This window comes from Rhodobacteraceae bacterium S2214 (genome assembly GCA_025141675.1).
GTDB lineage: Bacteria > Pseudomonadota > Alphaproteobacteria > Rhodobacterales > Rhodobacteraceae > Yoonia.
In genome coordinates this window covers 2,821,913-2,840,000 of the sequence record CP081161.1, presented here as the reverse complement: position 1 = coordinate 2,840,000, position 18,088 = coordinate 2,821,913, and the positions used below count along the sequence as shown (strand labels likewise).

The 18,088-nt window shown below is 55.2% G+C and carries 15 protein-coding genes, 2 tRNA genes, 2 rRNA genes and 1 riboswitch (1 of these 20 only partly in view); of the genes, 3 read left to right on the top strand and 16 right to left on the bottom strand.

Annotated features, from left to right (window positions below; genetic code table 11):
• Both K3729_14140 and rrf read left to right on the top strand, forming a co-directional pair.
• A 23S ribosomal RNA gene (locus K3729_14140) occupies window positions 1-1,495 on the top strand; it begins 1,345 nt to the left of the window's first position.
• A gap of 129 nt (window positions 1,496-1,624) precedes the next feature.
• A 5S ribosomal RNA gene (gene rrf / locus K3729_14135) occupies window positions 1,625-1,739 on the top strand.
• Window positions 1,740-2,581: 842 nt separating this feature from the next.
• Here rrf and K3729_14130 read toward each other — a convergent pair.
• From K3729_14130 to thiM, 7 genes are read right to left on the bottom strand one after another with little or no spacing between them, the layout of a single operon-like run.
• Window positions 2,582-3,319 carry an ABC transporter permease gene (locus K3729_14130; protein UWQ98570.1) on the bottom strand — a complete coding sequence of 246 codons (738 nt, stop codon included), beginning with the start codon at window positions 3,317-3,319 and terminating at the stop codon, window positions 2,582-2,584.
• Window positions 3,316-4,038, bottom strand: coding sequence for an ABC transporter ATP-binding protein (locus tag K3729_14125; GenBank protein ID UWQ98569.1), 723 nt, complete (start codon window positions 4,036-4,038; stop codon window positions 3,316-3,318). The genes K3729_14130 and K3729_14125 overlap by 4 nt, the downstream gene beginning before the upstream one ends.
• Complete coding sequence (gene tenA, locus K3729_14120; protein UWQ98568.1) at window positions 4,038-4,724, bottom strand: thiaminase II; 687 nt, start codon at window positions 4,722-4,724, stop codon at window positions 4,038-4,040. Before tenA ends, K3729_14125 begins: the two co-directional genes overlap by 1 nt.
• Window positions 4,721-5,659, bottom strand: a complete 939-nt coding sequence (locus K3729_14115; GenBank protein UWQ98567.1) for an ABC transporter substrate-binding protein — start codon at window positions 5,657-5,659, stop codon at window positions 4,721-4,723. The genes tenA and K3729_14115 overlap by 4 nt, the downstream gene beginning before the upstream one ends.
• The gene (gene thiD / locus K3729_14110) at window positions 5,656-6,474 is read right to left on the bottom strand and encodes a bifunctional hydroxymethylpyrimidine kinase/phosphomethylpyrimidine kinase (GenBank protein ID UWQ98566.1); all 819 of its coding nucleotides are present in this window, start codon (window positions 6,472-6,474) and stop codon (window positions 5,656-5,658) included. Before thiD ends, K3729_14115 begins: the two co-directional genes overlap by 4 nt.
• Window positions 6,471-7,103, bottom strand: a complete 633-nt coding sequence (gene thiE / locus K3729_14105; GenBank protein ID UWQ98565.1) for a thiamine phosphate synthase — start codon at window positions 7,101-7,103, stop codon at window positions 6,471-6,473. The genes thiD and thiE overlap by 4 nt, the downstream gene beginning before the upstream one ends.
• Window positions 7,100-7,876, bottom strand: a complete 777-nt coding sequence (gene thiM, locus K3729_14100) for a hydroxyethylthiazole kinase (GenBank protein UWQ98564.1) — start codon at window positions 7,874-7,876, stop codon at window positions 7,100-7,102. Before thiM ends, thiE begins: the two co-directional genes overlap by 4 nt.
• A 45-nt stretch (window positions 7,877-7,921) precedes the next feature.
• Window positions 7,922-8,010: riboswitch (TPP riboswitch) on the bottom strand.
• A gap of 210 nt (window positions 8,011-8,220) precedes the next feature.
• Between thiM and K3729_14095 the strand changes: the two genes are divergently transcribed.
• Complete coding sequence (locus K3729_14095; GenBank protein UWQ98563.1) at window positions 8,221-9,969, top strand: sugar phosphorylase; 1,749 nt, start codon at window positions 8,221-8,223, stop codon at window positions 9,967-9,969.
• Between the two features lies 1 nt (window position 9,970).
• On the opposite strand, the gene K3729_14090 is transcribed toward K3729_14095, so the two are convergent.
• The 9 genes from K3729_14090 to glpX all read right to left on the bottom strand — a co-directional run bounded on the left by K3729_14090 (window position 9,971) and on the right by glpX (window position 17,999).
• Window positions 9,971-11,191, bottom strand: a complete 1,221-nt coding sequence (locus K3729_14090; GenBank protein ID UWQ98562.1) for a glycosyl transferase — start codon at window positions 11,189-11,191, stop codon at window positions 9,971-9,973.
• A 14-nt stretch (window positions 11,192-11,205) separates the two neighbouring features.
• Window positions 11,206-11,988 carry an HAD-IIB family hydrolase gene (locus K3729_14085; protein UWQ98561.1) on the bottom strand — a complete coding sequence of 261 codons (783 nt, stop codon included), beginning with the start codon at window positions 11,986-11,988 and terminating at the stop codon, window positions 11,206-11,208.
• A gap of 54 nt (window positions 11,989-12,042) precedes the next feature.
• Window positions 12,043-12,801: an ABC transporter permease gene (locus K3729_14080; GenBank protein UWQ98560.1), complete on the bottom strand. Its 759-nt coding sequence runs from the start codon at window positions 12,799-12,801 to the stop codon at window positions 12,043-12,045.
• Complete coding sequence (locus tag K3729_14075; protein UWR01067.1) at window positions 12,801-13,589, bottom strand: ABC transporter ATP-binding protein; 789 nt, start codon at window positions 13,587-13,589, stop codon at window positions 12,801-12,803. The genes K3729_14080 and K3729_14075 overlap by 1 nt, the downstream gene beginning before the upstream one ends.
• A 51-nt stretch (window positions 13,590-13,640) precedes the next feature.
• On the bottom strand, window positions 13,641-14,645 hold the full coding sequence (locus K3729_14070) for an ABC transporter substrate-binding protein (GenBank protein UWQ98559.1): 1,005 nt from the start codon (window positions 14,643-14,645) through the stop codon (window positions 13,641-13,643).
• Window positions 14,646-14,913: 268 nt separating this feature from the next.
• Window positions 14,914-14,988 (bottom strand) — tRNA-Glu (locus K3729_14065).
• Window positions 14,989-15,033: 45 nt separating this feature from the next.
• Window positions 15,034-15,108: transfer RNA gene (locus K3729_14060), tRNA-Glu, on the bottom strand.
• A 72-nt stretch (window positions 15,109-15,180) separates the two neighbouring features.
• Entirely contained in the window at window positions 15,181-16,938 is a 1,758-nt protein-coding gene (gene recJ, locus K3729_14055; protein UWQ98558.1) for a single-stranded-DNA-specific exonuclease RecJ, read from the bottom strand.
• A 92-nt stretch (window positions 16,939-17,030) separates the two neighbouring features.
• Window positions 17,031-17,999 (bottom strand): class II fructose-bisphosphatase, encoded by a 969-nt coding sequence (gene glpX, locus K3729_14050; protein ID UWQ98557.1) that lies wholly within the window; start codon window positions 17,997-17,999, stop codon window positions 17,031-17,033.
• Between the last annotated feature and the right edge of the window lie 89 nt (window positions 18,000-18,088).

The window sequence follows — 18,088 nt, the reverse complement described above, 5'->3', positions numbered from 1 at the left end:
CATGAGTAGCGACAAAGGGAGTGAGAGACTCCCTCGCCGAAAGTCCAAGGGTTCCTGCTTAAAGCTAATCTGAGCAGGGTAAGCCGACCCCTAAGGCGAGGCCGAAAGGCGTAGTCGATGGGAACCAGGTTAATATTCCTGGGCCAGGAGGATGTGACGGATCTCGAAGATTGTTTCCCCTTATCGGATTGGGGAGGCCGTTGAGAGGTTCCTGGAAATAGCCCTCCATGAGATCGTACCCTAAACCAACACAGGTGGACTGGTAGAGAATACCAAGGCGCTTGAGAGAACCACATTTAAGGAACTCGGCAAAATACCTCCGTAAGTTCGCGAGAAGGAGGCCCGGTGAGAACGCAAGTTTTTGCCGGGGGCACAAACCAGGGGGTGGCGACTGTTTACTAAAAACACAGGGCTCTGCGAAGTCGCAAGACGACGTATAGGGTCTGACGCCTGCCCGGTGCCTGAAGGTTAAAAGGAGGAGTGCAAGCTCCGAATTGAAGCCCAGGTAAACGGCGGCCGTAACTATAACGGTCCTAAGGTAGCGAAATTCCTTGTCGGGTAAGTTCCGACCTGCACGAATGGCGTAACGACTTCCCCGCTGTCTCAAATGTGGACTCAGCGAAATTGAATTGCCTGTCAAGATGCAGGCTCCCCGCGGTTAGACGGAAAGACCCCATGCACCTTTACTATAGCTTCGCATTGGCATCAGACACAGTATGTGCAGGATAGGTGGTAGGCTTTGAAACCGGGACGCTAGTCTCGGTGGAGCCTCCCTTGAGATACCACCCTTATTCTGTTTGATGTCTAACCGCGGTCCGTTATCCGGATCCGGGACCCTGCGTGGTGGGTAGTTTGACTGGGGCGGTCGCCTCCCAAATTGTAACGGAGGCGCGCGAAGGTTGGCTCAGAGCGGTCGGAAATCGCTCGTTGAGTGCAATGGCAGAAGCCAGCCTGACTGCGAGACTGACAAGTCGAGCAGAGTCGAAAGACGGCCATAGTGATCCGGTGGTCCCGAGTGGAAGGGCCATCGCTCAACGGATAAAAGGTACGCTGGGGATAACAGGCTGATGGTGCCCAAGAGTCCATATCGACGGCACCGTTTGGCACCTCGATGTCGGCTCATCTCATCCTGGGGCTGGAGCAGGTCCCAAGGGTACGGCTGTTCGCCGTTTAAAGAGGTACGTGAGCTGGGTTTAGAACGTCGTGAGACAGTTCGGTCCCTATCTTCCGTGGGTGTAGGATACTTGAGAGGAGTTGCCCCTAGTACGAGAGGACCGGGGTGAACGATCCACTGGTGGACCTGTTGTCGTGCCAACGGCAGTGCAGGGTAGCTATGATCGGACAGGATAACCGCTGAAGGCATCTAAGCGGGAAGCCCCCCTCAAAACAAGGTATCCCTGAGGACCGAGGTAGACCACCTCGTCGATAGGCCAGAGATGTAAGCGCAGCAATGCGTTCAGTTGACTGGTACTAATGGTCCGATAGGCTTGATTTGATCCAGTAATAGTCTGACTTTACTGAATTAAAATCATGATACATACACACACAACCATCAGTATATCTGATACGGAACAAGCAGAAATCCCGCATAGGATATCAGCCTGATCGTTGGCTTCTTTTTTGATTTGGTGGTCATAGCGCGAGCAAAACACCCGATCCCATCCCGAACTCGGCAGTTAAGTGCCGCTGCGCTGATGGTACTGCGTCTTAAGGCGTGGGAGAGTAAGTCACTGCCAAATCTAATAAGAAGCCAACCGTATCTCTCGACGATGAAACCACTCCCCCCAATAATCAAACCTGATAGCAAGCCAATCGGCATCACGTCCGAGTCGCACTCACCTTGCAAGCAAAACAAACTTGAGACGACTTCAAAAAACACAATGCTTTTTTGAAGGGGACTGAACACAAAATCCAATACCGAACGTGGGCCCAATAGAGGCGGCTGCGCTGATGATACGGCGTCTTAAGGCGTGGGAGAGTAAGTCACTGCCAAATCTAATGAGCAACGTCAAAAAAGTATCTCTCAACGATAAAAATACCAATCCAACAATCAAGCCCGAAAACATGGCAGTGGTCATAACGTCTGAGTAGCTGTCACTTTGCAAGCAAAGTAACCTTGCTACGCCTTCAAAAAACACAGTGGTTTTTTGAAAGGGACAAAACACCCGATCCCATCCCGAACGCGGAAGTTAAGTGCCGCTGCGCCCCCTTACGGCGTTTGGCAAGCAAACGCCTGTCGGTCGGCGGATAGTACTGCGTCTTAAGGCGTGGGAGAGTAAGTCACTGCCAAATCTAATAAGAAGCCAACCCTATCTCTCGACGATAAACACAAGAAATAGCAAATAAGTAACACGCGGCATAACGTTAGCGTTCACCGGACCCTCTATTGGGCGACAATCTCAAAAATAGATCGCTCGTTCGAGATCGTGGTTGGCAACAGTCCGTTGGCAAAAATGACTCCTGAAGGCATAATCGGAGCGTCAGTTCTGATGCTGCCGCTGTGATAGCATCCGACTTTGCGAATACGACGGAATCCATATGTGGATCCGTCGATCATCTCCGGTAATACACCTCCAAGATTTCAGCGTTCTTCATGGTACAATCCGTTCGATAAAAGTGAAACCGCAAGATATAGGAGTGTCGCCAAGAGGCAAATACACAATAAGCTCGCGAACATTAAGTCTGTCTTCGCCCGCCCGTTCGCCAGCAGCATCAGATATCCAAGCCCCTGCGATGCGCCGACCCATTCCCCGATTACGGCGCCGATGGGAGCATAAACGGCCGCAAGTTTCAGTCCAGTTCCTAGAGAAGGGATCGCATGCGGTATTCTGATGTGCCGCATGATCTGCCATTTCGTCCCGCCCATTGTCTTCGCCAAATCTGCAAAGCCGCTTGGGATGCGACTTAAGCCGTCAAAAAATGCGCTGGTGACAGGAAAGAAAATGATCAGTAGCGCCATCATAACTTTCGATGCGATCCCGTATCCTAGCCAGAGCGTGAGGATCGGAGCGAGCGCGAAAACCGGGATGGCTTGCGTCAGGATAAGCAACGGCATGACCAACCGATGAAGCCTTTGAGAGCTGGCCAATAGGATCGCGGTTAATGCGCCAAGGACTGTGCCAAGGACAAGTCCCAAGACGACTTCAGTCCCTGTGACCAAGGCATTTTCCAGGATCAAACCGCGATATTCCCATCCTGTTTGCGCCACGCGCCATGGCGATGGAAGAATGAACTGGGGCACGTCGGTTAACCAAACTACGCCTTGCCAAAGGGATATCCCGAATAGAATAGGTGTCAAAATATACGCTAATTTGATCATTTGTCGCGTCTCAGGTGATCAAGAAGCGCTGCTTGGCATGCCGTAGTTTCCGCAGCGTATTGGTCGCGGATCGGCTCTGTTGCGGGTGGTTGCCATTGAATTGCCGCGTCGGGTGTCAGAACGGTAATCTGATGTCCCAACCGCACGGCCTCGGCGGGATCGTGCGTCACCAACAACACTGTTTTTCCTTTTAAAACGTCAACTGCCAGATCCTGCATGTCGGCACGTGTGCCTGCATCTAGTGCCGAGAATGGTTCATCCAGAAGCGCAACGGGCCGATCCTCCATCAACGTGCGTGCCAATGCCGCGCGTTGGCGCATCCCGCCCGATAAAGCGGCGGGTTTTTCGTTGCGATATGGCGTCAGCCCGACCTTGGCGATAAGATCTTCGACGCGTTCGAAATCCGGCTCCGTCCCGCGTAAGCGGCTGCCGATGACTATGTTTTCCAAGACGCTGAGCCAAGGCAGTAATAGATCAGATTGTGCCATTAAACTGATCTGCCCGTCATGTGTTGCGCCGTCAGAGGTCGTGATGGTGCCGGAAAACGCGCCACTACAATCCAGCCCTGCAATCAGCCGCAGTAACGTGGATTTACCCACACCGGATTGTCCCAAAAGGCAGGTCCATTGTCCCGCGTGCAGCGTTAGATCAATGGGGCCAAAAATGCGTTGGCCAGCGATGTCGTACTGACCTGAAACGTGAATGTCAGGTGCCGCCATCACGCGCGCTTTAACCCCATATCCCAAAAAGCGGCTTCTAGTTGCGTGGCCGTTGTGAACCGGTCTTGAAGGTGTGGCCAACGCGCAGCGCTAAACGGCCGATCTCCCAATCTACGCACAACAGCTTGGTCGATCATGCGCCCGACGTTGGACATCACGGTCTGATAATCATTGTCCGAATACGTCTTGATCCAGTCGCGGTAGGGCGTGTCTTTGACTGCTGACGTTTCCAATCGTAACCCGATTTCGCCATAGCCAAAGCAACAGGGCGCGAGTGCTGCCATCAAGTCGAGAAAATCACCCTGCAGCCCTGCATCCATGACGTACCGCGTATAGGCGAGGTTTTCGAATTCTTCGGTTGCGGTGAACAAGGTTTGCTCGTCGATGCCTTCGGCTGCACATGTTGCGACGTGCAGGGCCATCTCGTGATTGACCAATGCATCGACGGTCGCGGCGCATGTCTTCATTTCCGTAAGTGTTTCGGCTTTCACCACGGCCAAGGACCACGCCCGCGCGAAATGGACTAAGAACACGTAGTCTTGGATGAGGTAATGGATGAAGGCTGCACGCGGCAAAGTCCCATCACCAAGTCCTTCAACGAAGGCATGGTGCGTGTAGGCATGCCATGCGGTGGGGCAACCGGCCCGCCATTGTGCAAAGGTTTGACCGTAAGGCTGATTGCTCATTGTGACGTCACATCAATGGCGATTTTCGATACGGGATGGACGTCTGGTATCAGGCCCGCGTCGTGTAAAAATACTTCGAACGTCTCATAGCGGCCAGCATCCATCGCTGTCGGACGCAATGCAAATCGGGGCAGGGTGTCTACCCATGCGCGCGCGTTAAGCTCATCCTGCAGTGCTGGCGCTGTGCTTGCGAATATTTGCCATGCCTCTTCCGGATGATTGACGATGTACTGTGTGGCCTTTTCCGTCGCCGCGAGAAAACGCATGATCATATCGGTGTCCATGGTTTCGGAATTGGCGACGTAGATCAGTTCATCGTAGGCTGGCAGCCCTTCTTCCTCGACGTAGAAACAATGCCCCGGCACGCCTGCGATATCCATTTGGTTCAGTTCGAAATTTCGGAATGCACCGATAACGGCGTCGACCTGACCGGACATCAACGAAGGGGACAACGACCAGTTTACGTTGATCAATTCAACATCATCCAACGTCAGCCCGTGCGTGTTCAACACGTGCCCCAAAACGGCTTCTTCGACGCCGCCCACTGAAAACCCGACTTTACGTCCCTTGAGATCGGCGGGTGATGCGATGGGGCCGTCAGCACGAGTTAATAAGCAATTCAGCGGTGTCGCGATCAGCGTGCCGACCCGTTGCAAAGGCAGGCCTTCGTGGATTTGGAGGTGCAGTTGGGGCTGATAGGAAATCGCCAAATCCGCACGCCCCGCCGCGACCATTTTGGGCGGGTCCGAAGGGTCCGAAGGGGCGATCACGTCAACGTCGAGATCAACGTCTGCGAAATAGCCTTTCTCTTGCGCGATGATGACTGGCCCGTGGTCGGGATTAACGAACCAATCGAGCAAAAGTGTCATTTGATCTTGCGCCCAAAGCGGCGCTGCAAACACGGAAAAGGCCGAGGCCAGCAATACTGTTTTCATGAAAGTGGTTCCTTTGATGCGCGATGCAGTTCTGCGAAATGGTGGGTTGGCCCATGCCCTAATCCAACGGAAAGCTGATCGGCGTGGGCGATTGCGTGGGACACATAAGATTTGGCTGCGGCAACGGCGGCATGGACGTCGACTGTTTTGGCCAGTTGCGCAGCCAGCGCTGATGACAGGGTGCATCCGGTCCCATGTGTGTTGCGGGTAGCGGTGCGCGCGCCTTCGAACCAAGTGATGTTGCTCGGGGTGACCAGACAATCAGGACTATCGGCATCCGGCAGATGTCCGCCCTTCATCAACACCGCGTCTGCTCCAAGCGCACAAAGCTTGCGCCCCTGATCCGCCATCTCATCACGTGCTTGCGCCACCGGCATGTCCAGCAGTTGGGCTGCTTCCGGCAGGTTTGGGGTCAGGATGGTTGCGATGGGCAGCAACGCCTCGCGCAACACGGCAATCGCATCGGGGTCCAAAAGGGACGCACCGCCCTTTGCGATCATAACCGGGTCAAGGATGATAGGGACGTCGCGGTCAGTCAGCGCATCAACAACCGCTTGTGCAATATCGGCATCTGCGATCATCCCGACCTTTACGGCATCGACACGGATATCATCAAAAACTGCGTTGATCTGGTCGCGCACGAACGCTGGCGGCACCAAATGAACACCGCTAACGCCCTGCGTGTTTTGCGCGGTGAGGGCGGTGATCGCCGCCATCGCAAATGCGCCATTGGCGGATATGGCTTTCAGATCTGCCTGAATGCCCGCGCCACCAGACGGGTCAGACCCCGCAATGCTTAGTATGTTCGGGATCATTGGGCGGGCTCCTGAAAAAATAATTGGGCGGCAGCCTTCGGATCGGCTTGCCCGCAAATGGCAGAAACGACAGCGAGGCCATCAACGCCTGATGCCAATACGTCCGCTTGATGCTTGGCTTTAAGCCCCCCGATCGCGACGGTTGGCAGCGACGTCAGAGCGGCCAATTCTGCCAAGCCATCAAAACCGATCGGTGCCTCGTGATCCTGCTTTGTCGTCGTGCCGAATACCGGCCCGATCCCAAGGTAATCCACGATATCAGTGTCCGCTGCTTGGACAGTTGCAGTTGTTTCGCAAGACAACCCCAAGATTTTGTCGGGGCCCAACAATCCGCGTGCGTCTGCCGGAGCCAAATCACTTTGACCGATATGCGCACCGCAAGCATCGGCCTCGATCGCGGCGTCTAGATCATCATTGACGATGACCGGAACACCGGTGCCGACAAGTGCGGCCTTGATTGCGCGGGCCATGTCGACCCGTTCGCGTGTGGTGGCGTCTTTGGCGCGCAGTTGCACCATTGTGACGCCGCCCGCGACCGCCTCTTGGACGGTTTCGACCAACCCATGACCGCGGCACAGTGCTGTGTCTGTCACCAGATACAGCCGCAATTGTTGGCACAGGCTGGTCATGAGAGGATCACGTTGGGCAGATCGTCGGGCTGTACCGCGCTAAGCGCATCAAGGAAATGCATCTGAAAACTGCCGGGGCCTTTTGCCTGCTGTGCGGCCATTGTTCCTGCGACTTTGTAATGCGCCAGCGTCGCCAAAGCAGCGTCAAAAGCGGGGCCAGTGGCGGCATAGGCGCCCATCAGCGCTGTTTGTGCGCACCCCAACGCGGTTACCTTGGGCATGATGTCGGACCCGCCAGTGACCTTTGCTGATTGGGTGCCATCTGTCACAAAATCAACCGGTCCGGTGACCGCAACCACACTGCCGTGTGCCTTGGCGATTGCGCGTGCGGCATCCTCTGCGGCATCCACGCTGTCGCCGCTATCGGCACCTTTACCAGCTCCTACCGCACCAGCCATCGCTAAAATCTCGGACGCATTGCCGCGTAGGATCGTGGGACGCAACGCCAATAAATCCTGCGCGACGCCCTTGCGATAAGTCGATATGAAATGTGCAACAGGGTCCAACACCCACGGGATGTTTTTGTCATTCGCCGCGTTTGCAGCCGCCAACATGCTGGCAGTCCATGGGGCCGACAACGTGCCGATGTTGATGGTCAGCGCGCCGCAAATTGGGGTGAATTCTGCAATTTCCTCTGATGCGTGGACCATTGCTGGCGAAGCACCGGCTGCGAGAACAACGTTCGCGGCCACGTTCATCGCGACGTAGTTCGTGATGCATTGCACTAACGGGTTCTGTTCGCGCAGCATTGCCAAAACGTGTTGCGGGGCCATGATGTCTCCTTTTTCAGCGGAAAAAAGAGACGACGCTCGCGCAAAGCCCGGAACGCACTACCTCCCTCCGCCAGCATTATCTGGTTCAGGTTCAAAGGGTACGTCTCAGCCTTTCGGCGCCCCTGGTACGGCTTGCGTAAATGCACGGGACATGCGGGTCAAACGAAAAAATTGTCCCATGGGTTGTCTGATGTAGGGGCGATCAGAATTCTTCTGCCCAATAAGTAGGCGTTTTTCTACAAAATGCGAAGCGCGCGCGACGCCTGCATGTCGAACTTGGCCCGAATGCAAGCAGACTGCGTGCAACGGCTTGATCTTAGCGATAACTCTGTTTTTCTGACGTTATGGACACTTCAAAGACAACGACGCTTCGCACGCAATTATTGCCTCTTATCGCGCAGGTCTATCCAGAAATCGACGCGGATATCCTGCTTAGTCAAATCGTCGATGCCTTTTGGCCGGATGGGACTAAACCACGCAAACATGGCCGAACGCCGAGCAATGATCTGTGGACCGAACATGATGCGGTGTTGATTACCTACGGGAATTCAATACTGGACGGGGCACACAAGCCGCTGGATTTGCTTCATGATTTCTTGCTGCGCCGTCTGAAAGGCGCGGTGAACGGCGTCCATATCCTACCGTTTTTTCCCTACACGTCTGATGATGGTTTTGCGGTATCCGACTTTCGGTCCGTTGATACGCAGCTCGGTGACTGGGCCGATATCAACCGGATCGGGGACGACTTTCATCTGATGTCCGATCTGGTCCTTAACCATGTTTCCAGCCAAGGCACGTGGTTCAACAGTTACTTGCAAGGACAAGAACCCTACGATCAGTTCTTTTTTGAAGCCTCGCCAGACGATGATTTGAACGAAGTCGTGCGCCCGCGGACCACACCGCTGTTGCAAAAGGTCGAAACCACGAATGGTCCGCGCCACGTCTGGTGCACGTTCAGCCATGATCAGATCGACCTCGACTTTCGCAATCCAGAGGTGCTGCTGGAATTCCTGCGCATCATTCGCCTGCATGTGGATAACGGGGTGCGTATTGTGCGGCTTGATGCGGTTGCGTTCCTTTGGAAGGAGATCGGGACGCCATCCATCCACCTGCCGCAAACCCACGCCATTGTGCAGTTGATGCGGGTGTTGTGCGATTTTGCCGCCGAAACAATCATATTGCTGACGGAAACCAACGTTCCAAAAGCCGAAAACCTTAGCTATTTCGGCAACCGGAACGAAGCCCACGCGATCTACAACTTTCCCCTGCCGCCATTGATCCTGCATGCGATGATGTCGGGGTCTGCGCATTACCTGCGTCGCTGGCAAAGTGGGATGCCGCCTGCGCAATTTGGCTGCGCCTATCTCAATTTCACGGCCAGCCATGACGGCATCGGAATGCGTCCCGTTGAGGGTATTTTGCCCGCTGAAGAACAAGCCAAGATGATCGACACAATCAAAGATATCGGCGGTCTTGTCTCGATGCGTGCTTTGCCGGACGGGGGGCAGGCGCCATACGAAATCAACACGACGTTCTACGATGCAACGTCGCAAACCTTTACGGGGCAAGACGATTATCATTTCGACCGGTTTGTCTGTTCGCAGACCATCGTCATGTCGCTTGAAGGGATTCCGGCATTCTATATCCATTCTATGCTCGCGACACCAAACGATCACGCGCAGGTGGAAAGACGCGGCATGAACCGTGCGATCAACCGCCATCGGTGGGATTATCCGACCTTGAATGACCTGCTAGATGATGCTGAAACACCGCAAGCGCGCGTCTTGGGCGCTTTGACGGAACGCTTGCGGATTAGGGCCGCGCAACCGGCATTTCACCCAAATGCTACGCAATTCACGATGCCGCTGGATAATCGCGTGTTCGGCGTATGGCGGCAAAGTCTGGACCGGCACCAATCCATTTTTGCGCTGCATAACGTCAGCGCTGAAACGGTTCGAGTGGACCACATGTCAATGAACCTAATTGACGATGAACCATGGATCGATCTGCTTAGCGGCGATCCGGTCGACATGGATGCAGGGGGCCTGACGCTTGCCCCCTATCAATGTCGTTGGATCAGCAACCGCGGGTAAGTCACTGAAACTCTGCAACATCCGCAAGTGCTGCGGCGTTCATATCTGCCAAGAACAACGGATCAGCCGCGTGAACGCGGTTCCATGTCGGGATGAATGGCGTCTCATGCGGGTTTTCCAAGAAGACGTGCCCTGCGCGCATAATGTTTTCAGCAAACAATTCGATTGATCTTTCTTCCGCATGGCGATCGATCGACAACCCGTTCATCTTGGCATCGTTGTAATAGGATTCCAGCAGATCAAGCGCGCAGCGATAATAGGTCGCTTTCAGCGTCCGGAACACATTGGCAGTAAAAACAGTACCATCAGCGGCAAGTTTGCGAAAGACAGCCTTGCAAATGTCGGTGGACATCCGGTTCAGACCGGCGCTGGCTTCATCAATGCTAAGCTCTTGATGTTTGTGGTCATAGGCATCCGAGATTTCGACCTGACACACCGCTTTGGGCGCAAGGTTACGCCATGCCTCAGACAGAACCCCAATCTCGAGGCCCCAGTCAGACGGGATACGCAGGTCGGGCAAAATCGAAGTTCGCATCGCAAATTCGCCGGACAATGGGTAGCGAAAACTACGCAGGTAATCGATGTAATCGCGGTCGCCGATCACTCGCTTTAGCGCGATCAGCAGCGGACTAACCAACAGGCGTGTTACTCGTCCGTTTAGCTGATCGCCACCAATGCGCGGGTAATATCCCTTGGCGACCTGATACGGGAAGTTCGGGTTCACGACCGGGTAAACCAAGCGGGCGAGCATATCTTTTTCGTACGTCAAAATATCGCAATCATGGATCGCCATGACGTCGCTATCGGCACAGCCCAGCAGATAACCCAAACTGGCCCAAACGTTTTTGCCCTTACCTTTCTCAGACGGGGCAAGACCCATCGCCTCTAGTCGCGCACCAAGCGCCAACATCCGTGGGCTGTCGTTCCAAATGACGATGTGATCTTGGTTTAGGCCTTCAAAGAACGACTTGGCGTGCCGAAATTGCGCTTCGTCTGCTGCGTCTAGCCCGATGATGATCCGATGCAGGTATTTCACCTGCGACAGCTCAGACAGAATGTTCGGCATCGCTTCGCGTTCAAGTTCCGAATACAGGCACGGCAGGATCAGCGAAATCTTACGGGTCTGCGAAAAGACATCCAGTTCGTGCTCCATCTCGTCGGTCGATCGTGTGCGCAGGTTGTGTAGCGTCGTGATGTTTCCGTTTTGATGAAAGTCAGCCATGATGGATGGTCCTTTTACAGTTTTAGTCGGTCGAGCAATTCAATAATGGCCACGTTCCAGCCGATGGGCCCCGCAGCGCTAGTTCGTATGATCCGGCCTTCGGTCTCACCCGCCAAAGGGGGCAGTGGCGCACGGTGCGGGTTTGCGACCACGACACCGTAGTCTGCGGTCGTCAGCATTTGTACGTCGTTCGGGGCATCACCCAACGCGATGGTGTGTTTGGGCGCGTATGTTTCAATGATGTCGCGCATTTGAATGGCCTTGTTGCCACCAAAAGACAGGGTCAGAAACCGACCCCCTTGCTGGGCAATGATCCCGTGGTCTTTCAGATGGTCAATGAAACGGGTCTTTTGCGCGTCAGTGCCATGCCATTGCCCCGGTTCAGAAAACGCGCGTTGCTGCGCCAGTTTTGCGCCGTCTTCTGGCAGGCCCGTGATGTCTGAAACCTGTATCGCGGACATATCGCCAAAACCAACAAACTGCGCGCGCAACTCTGCGGGGACGTCGTCAATCGCGCTCCTCAGCTGGGGGTAAGTCTTCGTTTTGCCAACCTCGGTCGTCTCGGCGGGCAGCAGTCCCGCGCCGTTTTCGACAATCGCGGGCCATTGATCTAACCCAAGATCAGTGCGGAGCACGCTAACCTCGGCAGCTGTTTTGCTACTGGCTAAAATGACCGCCGCGCCGATGTCTGCAAGGGCTGACAAGGCAGGTTGTGCCGGCGTCCACGCATATGTGTCGTGATCAATCAACGTCCCGTCTAGGTCTGTGAAAACCATCAATGGCAAACGATTAGCCATATTAGAATGCCCCTAAGTCAGAGACCGTTGCGCGCGATGTGAAGGCGAAATTGATCAGTTTGCCTCCCGCTCTGCCCAGCCTGCAAAATAACGTTCAAGCACGATAACAGCATAATACAAAACAATCCCGAGAAAGGCCAAAGCAATCAGAACCGCAAACATCAAGGGATAGTCGCCGTTGGTTTCGCCGGACTTGAACAACGCGCCCAAACCTTTGCCATGCGGGCTGACGATTTCGACCAGATTCGTGCCGATAAAGGCCAACGTCGCTGACACTTTCAGCGCACCGAAGAATTCAGGCAGCGTCTTTGGCAACGCGATTTTCTGGAAAATCGTAAAGCGAGACGCACCAAGGGCACGCAAAATATCGCGGTATTCCGGTTCAAGCGTCGACAGGCCGATCCCCACAGAAACCGCGATCGGGAAGAACGAAATCATGAAGGCCATCAACACCGTATTGAAATCGTGCTGTCCGATGAAAATCAAGGAAATCACGGGCACCAATGTGGCTTTTGGAATCGCGTTGAAACCGACCAAAAGCGGGTACAGTGCATCGCGTGCGATCTTCGAAAAGCCAATGATCATGCCCAGGGCCGTGCCGAAAATGACCGCCAGCAACAACCCCGCGACTGTCCGCCAAAGCGTTTGCCAGCCCATCGTGAAGAAAAGCTCTTTGTATTTCCAGAATGCTGGCGGCAAATCGGACGGAGACGCCATTTTGTAGTTCGGCCAGTCATTGACCCAAACCAAAGCTTCCCAAAGTCCGAGGAAAACCAACACGGCCAGGACTGGAACGGCAATCTTACGCAGCATCAATGCACCTCTGCGTCGCGGCCTTGCGCGATTTTGATTTGATCGCGCAGCACATGCAGCATGTCCGCGACCTTTGGTGTGTACAGCACATCGAGACCGCGATCTTCGGGCAGGTCGATGTCCATCACAAACTGGGTTTTCGCGGGGCGACCCGATAGAACGATGACCTGATCGCCAAGGTAGACGCTTTCACGCAGATCATGGGTAATCAGAACGGCCGTAAACGGTTCAGCGCGGCGCAGATCACGCATTGTCTGCCACAGATCTTCGCGGGTAAACGCGTCCAGAGCCCCGAATGGTTCGTCCATAATCAGCACATCCGGCTTGTGAACGATTGATCGGCACAGCGATGCACGCTGGCGCATCCCGCCGGATAATTCAGACGGGCGTTTGTCGCCAAACCCCGTCAGCCCAACCATATCGAGCAGATCCATCGCGCGGGCGACGCGGTCTTTACGGGACATGCGGGGGGCGACGATTTCAAGCGGCAGAATGATATTATCAAGGATCGTCCGCCATTCCAGCAGCACTGGATTTTGAAACGCCATGCCAACGGTATTGCGCGGGCCTTTGACGCGTTCGCCGTGCAGCCACACTTCGCCTTCGTCAGGCTTCAATAGCCCTGCGACCAATCGGGTCAGCGTGGATTTGCCACAACCGGATGGGCCGACGACAGCGGCAAAAGTGCCCGTCGGGACAGCGACATCTAAACCGTTTAGCACGGGGAGAGGGCCGCTGTCCGTGGCGTATGCGTGGGTTACGCCTTTGATTTCGATAAGGTTTTCGATTGTAATAGCCTTTGGTAGATGGGCCGCCGACAGTCGCGACGGCCCAATTCCTTATTTCAGCATCAAGCTGCCATCTGTCGGCAAATAACTTCCATCGAAGTAAAGCGCCGCATCAGGTTCAGTCGTGAACTCGTACACAGACTTCGTCTGTTCAATCGCGCTGGCCATACGGTCCGCGTCAATCGTGCCCATGCCGTTTTCAGCTACGAAATCCGTCAGGACGTTGGCATCAATCGCCATTTGCAGACGCTCTGTTTCCAGTGCAGCATCCGCAGCCGGATTACGTTCCATCAGCGCTGCAATTGCGGCGTCAGGCGTCGCAATCGCGTCTTTCCAGCCCATGCCGACAGCGGACAAAAAGCCAGTGATGATTTCAGGGTTCGCGGCTGCAAAATCCGTGTTCACGATGATCGCGTTGCCGTACAAATCGACGCCGTAATCGGCCATCAACAAAACCGAAATGTCATCATCAGGCACGCCCAAACGTTTCAGGTTCAAAGTGGACGAGAACGAAAAGCCAGTGATGGCGGCAACATTACCTTCAGCCAGCATCGGTTCGCGCGTCGGGAAGCCAACGGGTTCGACTGTAATCGCATCTGCGTCGATGCCTGTCTCCGCTGCAAAAATCGGGAATTGCGCCCAAGCGCCATCAGGTGGAGGTGCGCCCAATACCTTGCCTTCCAAATCCGCTGGGGCTTCGACGCCCAACGACTTGCGGCCTACTACGGCGAACGGCGGCTTGTCGTAAACCATCATCACGGCAGTGACGGGCGCGCCCGGGTTTTGGTCGAGAAAGCGCATCAGGGAGTTGATATCGGCGAATCCAACAGGGAAGGCGCCTGTTGCGACCTTCGGGATGGCATCCAGCGAACCAGATCCTTCGCTAATCGTGACGTTCAGATCGGCGGCTGCGAAATAGCCTGCGTCGAGTGCATGAAAATAAGGCGCTGATGGCCCTTCAAATTTCCAGTCGAGCGCGAAGGGCAGGTCTGTCTCGGCCCAAGCCGAAGACGCCAACGTCATCGCGACAACTGCCGAGATTGATTTGTAAAACATGAAAGATTCCCCGTGTGGTGTGACAGAGTGACCGTTCCGTAAATGTGGAATGAGGCCCAGAGAACAGCAGGTGAATGTACGGATGATCGATCAGTAAAGTCTAAAAAGTGTGCAGAAATTAGCCTGGCGTCTAATTTTTATACAAATGAGGGCGCATCGCAGTTCGGAGGACGACCGTCAATTCAACGACCATTCAGAAAACACGCCAATCCAAGCGATGCCAATCGCGGCATGTAACTATTTGATTTTGGCGGGTGTTCAGATCCAATGGCAGTCCCTAGGGGAATCGAACCCCTCTTTCCAGGTTGAAAACCTGGCGTCCTAACCGATAGACGAAGGGACCGCGCTTGGTCTGCGATTATGGGTATAACCGCAAATGTTGCACCAATGGCAGTCCCTAGGGGAATCGAACCCCTCTTTCCAGGTTGAAAACCTGGCGTCCTAACCGATAGACGAAGGGACCACGCTTGGTACGCGGCTTCTAGTAAATGGCAACTCCAAGAGCAAGTCCCTTTTTCGGACTTTTCGCACTTTTCTAAGCAGGGGCCGCATCTTCCAAACGCAGCTGCGGCGACCGGCGGCCTTGCCACGTATTTACTTCCAAACGTCCAGCCAAATGAAACCGCGCGCCGTTATGCTTCAACAGCATTGGCCCCATCGGTCCGTCCATTGCGCCAAAGCTGATTGCGTCGATCCGCGCACCTAGGCCATCGCCGAACGTGACCTTGAGATGATTTGCACCAACTTGTTTTGCAAACAGAATTTGGCAGTCGGGAAAGCCAAAACGTGGGGCAGGGGCGCCCGCACCAAAGGGGCCCGCTTTTTCGATTTGTTCAATCAGCTCAACAGTCGCGGCACCGGGCATCAATATGCCGTCCAGACGCAGATCGGCAGGGCCGATGTCGCCTGCGCCTTGTTTGGCCAGCAGTTCTGAAATCCGCGCCATCGCCGAATCAAGCTTGTCACGCGCGACGGTCAGGCCCGCTGCCATTTTGTGACCGCCGCCCTTGATCAATAATCCTTCCGCAGCGACCCGTTGGATCACCGCGCCAAGGTCGATGCCGGACACGGACCGACCTGATCCTTTGCCTTCGTCACCATCAAGGCCAATAACAATCGCGGGGCGGTTGGTCGCTTCTTTCAAACGCGATGCCACGATGCCCACGACACCCGGATGCCATCCTTCGCCCGCAGCCCAAACCAAAGGCGCGTCAAAGCCGCGATCTTCGGCTTGCACCATCGCCAAATCACGGACCTGCGTTTCGACTTCACGACGTTCCGTGTTCAGTTCATCCAGACGCGCAGCTATGTCGCTGGCTTCTTGCGGATTATCGGTTGCCAATAGACGCGCACCCAAATCCGCTTTGCCAATGCGGCCCCCCGCATTTACGCGCGGCCCCAGCAAGAACCCAAGATGATACGACGTCGGGGCCTGATCCATGCCCGCAACATCGGCAAGGGCCGTCAGGCCAATCCGTTGGCGGCGCGCCATCACGGTTAAGCCTTGGCGCACCAGTGCACGGTTCACACCGACCAACGGCGCGACATCCGCCACAGTCGCGAGTGCCACGAGATCAAGCAAAGCCATCAGGTCTGGACCTTTTTGACCCGCAACCTTCATCTGGCGGTTCACTTCAACAAGCATCAAGAAAACAACGGCAGCGGCACAAAGATGAGCCAGATCACCGGATTCATCTTGCCGGTTCGGGTTCACGACGGCCAACGCATCGGGTAAAGTTTCACCGCCCAAGTGGTGGTCCAACACGATGACATCGGCCCCAACCGCAGCCGCGATTGGCCCGTGGGATAGGGTGCCGCAATCCACGCAAACGATCAGATCGTGATCAGCAGCCAGTGCAGCCATAGCTTCGTCATTCGGTCCGTAACCCTCATCAATGCGGTCTGGCACGTAAAGTGTGGCGCGATGCCCCATGTCACGCAGCCAAGACAACAGTAAAGCCGCAGAAGTGCCGCCATCCACATCATAGTCGGCAAAAACCGCGATCCGTTCGCGCTTGTTCAAGGCGGCTAGAAAACGGGCGGCTGCGGGTTCCATATCCTTCAAGGATCGTGGGTCCGGCAGTAGGTTGCGCAAGGTCGGGGCCAAGAACGTCTCTGCGTCCTCAGGGGCCACGCCGCGGCGCACCAAGGTGCGGCACAATGGGGCAGGCAGCCCAGTGGATTGTGCCATAGCCTCTGACGCGCGATCTTCGACCAATCCCGGACCGATCCAACGGCGTCCCGTGACCGAAGAATCAACGCCCAAAAACGCTTTATCTTGTGGTGTATTCATAAGACGGCACAATACAGACAGGGCGCAGCCTTGGCCACGCCCCTTATCCTCATTTCATCAAAACAACGCGTATCGCTATTGGAGCGTCGTTTTTATCCAGCGATAGGATTGCGATACTGCATGCGCCGCACTGAACCAGTCTTTGACCGCATCAGGATCGTTTCTGCGGTGACAAAACCGACTTCCCGCTTAATACCCGGTACAAGGTTGCCATCTGTCACACCGGTCGCGGCAAAAATCACGTCTTGGGTCACCATGTCATCACGCGTGTAAACGCGGTCAAGGTTCGTGATACCAGCCTTTGCCGCACGGCCGCGTTCATCGTCATTGCGGAATGTCAGGCGGCCATAAATCTGACCACCCATACATTTCAGCGCAGCGGCGGCCAGTACACCTTCGGGCGCACCACCAGATCCCATGTACATGTCGATGCCCGTCTTTGCGGCTTCTGCGCAATGCATCACGCCTGCGACGTCACCATCTGTGATCAAGCGGATTGCAGCACCTGTGCCACGAATTTCTTCGATGATCTGCTCGTGACGGGGGCGTTCCAAGACGCAGACAGTGATGTCATTCGTGGAACAGCCTTTTGCGGCTGCTAATGCAGACACACGTTCCGCAGGCGACATGTCCAGCGTCACAACGCCATCGCGGTAACCCGGTCCAATCGCCAACTTGTCCATGTAAACGTCAGGTGCATGCAGCATCGACCCCCGCGGGCCCATCGCAATCACGGCCAGCGCGTTTGGCATGTCCTTGGCAGTCAGCGTCGTGCCCTCCAGCGGGTCGAGCGCGATATCAACGCCGGGTCCTTTGCCGGTGCCGACTTCTTCACCGATGAACAACATCGGCGCTTCGTCGCGTTCACCTTCGCCGATCACAACGACACCAGAGATATCCAATTTGTTTAACTGGGTCCGCATCGCGTCTACGGCTGCTTGGTCCGCTGCTTTTTCATCGCCACGCCCGATCAACGGGGTGCAAGCGATGGCTGCGGCCTCAGAAACGCGGGCGAGGCCAAGCGAAAGGGAACGGTCGTTAAAGTCAGTTTGATCAGGCATCTGGCAGTCCTTCGGGAGAATTCAGTCCCGACCTAGCGTGAAGACACAGCGCAAGACAACGCTGTGAACGCTAACATTCAACGAAAAAC